We start from the raw sequence: 4,503 nt of genomic DNA, 5'->3' as shown, positions 1-4,503 counted from the left end.
GAGTTGGGGGCTCGCGGAGGCGCGACGTGCTGGGCGGGGGCGGACTCAGGCGCCGAGGCAGCACCCGGCGTGGTGGCGAGCGCCATCAAGAGAAAGACGGACGAGGGCATGTCCCGCCATTCTAGAGGCCATCCCGGGATTCTGTGTCAGGGGAGATGACCTCAGCCTGCCGAGCAGACGGACAGACGACACACACCTCATCGGTCAGGGTGATGGGATGTGTGTCGCGGCGCGGCCTGGGTTCAACCCAGCACGTCGAGCAGCACCGAGCGCCGTCGCTGACGCGGCAACAACCGCAACCGCCTCCGCTCCTTGCGCTTCACCCGGCGCTCGACGGCGCTGTGGACGGAGAGCGGCCCCGGGCCTCGCAGCAGCAGGCCGAGCGCGATGGCGCCTAGCGCCAGGTTGAACTCGAAGCCGCCCTTCGTGTTGTCGAAGCCCTTGGGGCCGTGGACCTTGGCCACGGCGATGGCTTGCGTGACGAGGACGGCCAGCGCGGCGGGGCGCGTGGCGATGCCCAGGATGGAGCTCACGCCCGCGAGCAGCTCCGCCACCCCCGTGGCGATGACCCAGGGCTTGCCGGGCTTGATGCCCAGTTGCTCGAAGAAGCCCGCGTGCTGGGCGGTGCCCCCGGGGCGGAGCTTGGACACGCCATGCACCACCATCGTCGACCCGAGCGACAGGCGCGGGGGCAGCAGGGCGGCTGCCTTCAGGATGCTCGGTTGCTCGGTCAGCGTCGCCATGTTCATACCTTCCGCTCCTTGGATGGGGCTGGGGCCGTTGCCGGAACCCTGGGTAGGTTGGGTCCGGCGTGGGCGCATGGCACGCCGCGGCGGTTCCGCCTCCCTTGCCCGGTGGGCATACTGCCGGCTCCAAGGGGCCTGCCTGATGAGGCGGGAGTGGACTCGCATCCCCGGGCGGGCCCCGCGTGAATACCCACTGGTACGAGGCAGTCACCCCGTCATGTCCCTCCGCTGGCCGCTCCTGTTCCTGTCGTTGTGGGTGTCTGCTCCGGCGCTCGCGGCCGACGGCGTCGCCGTCCGGGTCCGCTGCACGGAGAAGTGCACGGTGGTGCTGGATGGGAAGCACGGGTTCCGGGTGAATGACTCCACCTGGGAGTTCAAGGGCATCGCGCCGGGCAACCGGCGCATCGACGCCACGGGTGTGCTGAACCGTCCGCTCGCCGGCAGCTTCGTGGTCATCCCGGACGTGGCGACGGCGGACGTGTTCCTGGCCAGCAACAAGCGCATCCTCATCGAGCCCGGCAGCTCCACGATGCCCGGCACACCGGATTGGGCCGAGCCGAAACCTCCCACGCCGGCCTCCACGTCGAAGGCGCCGAGCGTGGCCACGGTGAAGTGCCGGGACGACTGCACGGTGCTGCTTGATGGAAAGCGAGGGGTTCGCCGGGACGACCGGACCTGGGAGTTCCGCGACGTGGCGCCCGGCCAGCGGCGCGTGGAGGCCACCGGTGGCGTCTTCAACCAGCGGCTGTTCGTGGGCTACGTGGAGATACCGGGTGGCTCGGAGGTCACCCTCCAGGGGGACTCCAAGGGCCGCGTGACGCTCACGGAGCAGGAGGAGTTGGAGGCGCCGAAGCAGCCTGAGGCGAGCGCCGCGATGACCTCTCTGGTTCATGTGCGCTGCGCGAAGCCGTGCACCGTGACGATGGACGGACGGCGCCGGGGCACGAGCAACGCGACGAACCTGAGCCTTCGCGACGTGCCGCCGGGGACACATGCGCTGGAGGTGGACTTCACGGTGGGCGGGAAGCTGCGGCGCTCGACGCTGGAGGTGCCCGCGAGGCACGAGCTGTTCGTCACCGCGTCCGAGGAGCACGGCGTCCAGGTGATGAACACGAAGCCGCTCACGGGTGCGCCGTAGAGAGGCAGCGCGGGGCTCAGGGCCTCTGCGCGAGCGGCGGATCCATCAACGCCGCCACCTCCGCGGAGTAGCCCCCGGGCGCCTCGCCATGAACGATGAGGGGCGGGCGCACGGCGAGGCCCCGGTCCCTGTCTCGAAGGGCATGCACCAGGAAGCGCGTGGCCGGGGCTCCCACGCGCGCGTGGACGAAGCGCAGCACGGTGGGGTGGAGCTTCGCCTGGGACAGCAGGCCCAGCACCTCGGCCGCTCGCGCCGCGGGGTACACCAGGCTCACGCCGCCGCCGGGCATCAACGCGTGCCGGGCCGCGGCGATGACGGCTGGCGCGTCACACGCGACCTCGGACTTGGACACGGCCCGCTCGTCATCCGGGCTGCGGACCCCCGCGTCGGCCAGACGGAAGGGCGGGTTGGACACGACGTGGGCGTACTCGCCTCCAGAGACGTGTTCGCGGATCCGCCGCAGGTCTCCCAGCAGCGGGGTGACCTGCATCTCGCACGCGTTGAGCGCCACGGAACGTGTCAGCCGGGCATGCACGGCGGGCTGGAGCTCCAGGGCATCCACGGGCCCCAGGCCGAACTGCTTCACCAGCAGGAAGGACACCACCCCGCTGCCCGCGCCAAGCTCCAGCATCCGCCCGGACGACGCGCCAGTGCCTTCGGTGGCCGCGAAGTGGGCCAGCAGCACCGCGTCCAGCGTGAAGCGGTAACCCGTCCGCCGCTGGAGCACCCGCACCCCCGCCGTGCCGATGGAGTCGAGCGTTTCGTCCGGGCCGGGCTCGGGCAGGGTGGGTTCAGGCATGGGCTTTCCGCGCTGGGCAGCCGTGTCCCAGACAAGAAGACGGCTGTCCAGGAGGCACGCCCTTGAGGTCCGCCAGGCAAGCGAAGTTCTGGTGGCTGACGACTGCGCTCTTCAATCTATTGACTCTAGAAGCGCTCAAGCTTCAATAGATTGAAGTATGCCTCGACAGAATCTGACGAGCGACACGGCGCCTCTCGCGGTGGTCCGCGCGGTGGCACGGCTGGGCCAGAACATCGCGCGGGCGCGGATCCGGCGCGGGTTGCGGCAGGTGGATCTCGCGAAGAAGACGGGGCTTGCCCCTGGGACGCTGAAGCGAATCGAGGAGGGCAGTCTCACCACGGGACTCAGCGCCTACTTCACCGTCCTGTGGGCGCTGGGGCTCGAGCAGGAGTTCGACAATCTCGCCGCTCCGGAGCGCGATGAGGAGGGCAAGACGCTGGAGTTGGCACGGCAGCCGCAACGGGTCCGACTGAAGAAAGGCCTGGATGCGGACTTCTGAAGACTCAAGCTGCTACGTGTACCTCCAACTCCCGGGTTCCATGGACGTCGTCACCTGCGGACGCTTCCTGCAACAGGACGGCGTGGGACGCTTCGTCTATGGCCGGAGCTATCTGGCCAACCCACGCGCGGTCGAACTGGAGAAGTTCGAGCTGCCGCTCCGTCATGGCACCTTCGAGACGGCCAGACTCGGCGGCATCTTTGGCTCCTTGCGTGACGCCTCTCCTGATGCCTGGGGCCGCCGGGTCATCGAGCGCCAGTTGGGGCGTGTGGACCTGAGTGAGGTCGACTTCCTCCTCAACTCCCCCGAGGACCGAGCGGGAGCCCTGTCATTCGGCATCAGCCCCGCGCCGCCCGCTCCCGTCCACCAGTTCAACAAGGTGCTCCGGCTGGATCTCCTGCTCGAGGAGGCAAGGCGTGTCGAACAAGAGTTGCCGTTGTCCGGCCCACAGGTCAGTGACCTGGTGAATCCTGGCAGCTCCATGGGCGGAGCCCGGCCCAAGAACGTCGTCGAGGATGAAGAGGGACTCTGGGTCGCCAAGTTCCCGGCCCGAGGCGACCGCTGGAACAACGCGGCGGTCGAAGGGGGCATGCTGAAGCTCGCTAGCGAGTGCGGCCTCAGGGCCGCCGTGAGCAAACGCGCGCATGTCGCGGGGCAGGACGTGTTGCTCGTCCGGCGGTTTGATAGGGAGCGCGTCGACGACGGTTACCTCCGGCACCGGATGGTCAGTGCGCTGACCGTCCTGCGTGCCGACGAGAATCCGCAGGACCGCTCGAAGTGGTCCTACATCCTGCTGGCGGATGAGCTGAAGCGGTGGGTCGGCAATCCGGACGAGGACCTGCGCGAGTTGTTCTCGCGAATGGTGTTCAACGCCCTCATCTCGAACATCGACGACCATCCGAGGAACCACGCGCTCATCGCGCCAGGTTCTACGTGGAGCCTCTCTCCTGCCTATGACCTGACCCCGCTGCCGCAGGTCAGCATGGAGCGTCACCTGGCCATGGAAGCTGGGAGCACGCAGCATCGCCGTGCCACTCGGCAGAACCTCATGAGTGAGTGCGGTCGCTTCCGGCTTTCGAAAGAGGCCGCCCATCATCTCATCGACACGATGAAGGCCATCGTGTCCGCCCGCTGGCGAGATGCCATCAAGCACTGCGGGGGTACTGACGCAGACGTGATGGCCGTCTCACGGGCGTTCGACTCCGAGGGCTTCGAGTACACGCACTACGGCGAATAGACGACCGTCAGCACCGCGTCCGCCGCTGGAGCACCCGCACCCCCGCCGTGCCGATGGAGTCGAGCGTTTCGTCCGGGCCGGGCT

At 68.6% G+C, this 4,503-nt stretch carries 5 protein-coding genes; 3 read left to right on the top strand and 2 right to left on the bottom strand.

From position 1 onward, the window contains the following. Positions 1-242: 242 nt before the first annotated feature. Positions 243-749, bottom strand: coding sequence for a DoxX family protein (locus G4D87_RS34125; RefSeq protein WP_163786856.1), 507 nt, complete (start codon positions 747-749; stop codon positions 243-245). Between the two features lie 214 nt (positions 750-963). On the opposite strand from G4D87_RS34125, the gene G4D87_RS34120 reads away from it, so the two are divergent. Next, positions 964-1,884, top strand: coding sequence for a hypothetical protein (locus tag G4D87_RS34120; protein WP_240358832.1), 921 nt, complete (start codon positions 964-966; stop codon positions 1,882-1,884). 16 nt (positions 1,885-1,900) lie between these two features. Here G4D87_RS34120 and G4D87_RS34115 read toward each other — a convergent pair whose 3' ends face one another. Continuing rightward, the gene (locus G4D87_RS34115; RefSeq protein ID WP_163786854.1) at positions 1,901-2,683 is read right to left on the bottom strand and encodes a tRNA1(Val) (adenine(37)-N6)-methyltransferase; all 783 of its coding nucleotides are present in this window, start codon (positions 2,681-2,683) and stop codon (positions 1,901-1,903) included. Between the two features lie 157 nt (positions 2,684-2,840). Here G4D87_RS34115 and G4D87_RS34110 point away from each other — a divergent pair, with 157 nt between their 5' ends. Together G4D87_RS34110 and G4D87_RS34105 are read left to right on the top strand one after the other, a co-directional pair. Next, positions 2,841-3,182, top strand: a complete 342-nt coding sequence (locus G4D87_RS34110) for a helix-turn-helix domain-containing protein (RefSeq protein WP_163786853.1) — start codon at positions 2,841-2,843, stop codon at positions 3,180-3,182. Further along, on the top strand, positions 3,169-4,419 hold the full coding sequence (locus tag G4D87_RS34105; RefSeq protein WP_240358831.1) for a type II toxin-antitoxin system HipA family toxin: 1,251 nt from the start codon (positions 3,169-3,171) through the stop codon (positions 4,417-4,419). Before G4D87_RS34110 ends, G4D87_RS34105 begins: the two co-directional genes overlap by 14 nt. Positions 4,420-4,503: the final 84 nt, after the last annotated feature.

The organism is Myxococcus vastator, assembly GCF_010894475.1.
In the GTDB taxonomy this organism is placed as follows: domain Bacteria; phylum Myxococcota; class Myxococcia; order Myxococcales; family Myxococcaceae; genus Myxococcus; species Myxococcus vastator.
Note: the sequence above shows the minus strand (reverse complement) of the source record. Positions and strands in the feature narration are given on the sequence as shown.

Excerpts from the sequence above, each read along its gene's own strand:
- G4D87_RS34125 (WP_163786856.1), bottom strand. The coding sequence starts at position 749 with ATGAACATGGCGACGCTGACCGAGCAACCGAGCATCCTGAAGGCAGCC.
- G4D87_RS34120 (WP_240358832.1), top strand. The coding sequence starts at position 964 with ATGTCCCTCCGCTGGCCGCTCCTGTTCCTGTCGTTGTGGGTGTCTGCT.
- G4D87_RS34115 (WP_163786854.1), bottom strand. The coding sequence starts at position 2,683 with ATGCCTGAACCCACCCTGCCCGAGCCCGGCCCGGACGAAACGCTCGAC.
- G4D87_RS34110 (WP_163786853.1), top strand. The coding sequence starts at position 2,841 with ATGCCTCGACAGAATCTGACGAGCGACACGGCGCCTCTCGCGGTGGTC.
- G4D87_RS34105 (WP_240358831.1), top strand. The coding sequence starts at position 3,169 with ATGCGGACTTCTGAAGACTCAAGCTGCTACGTGTACCTCCAACTCCCG.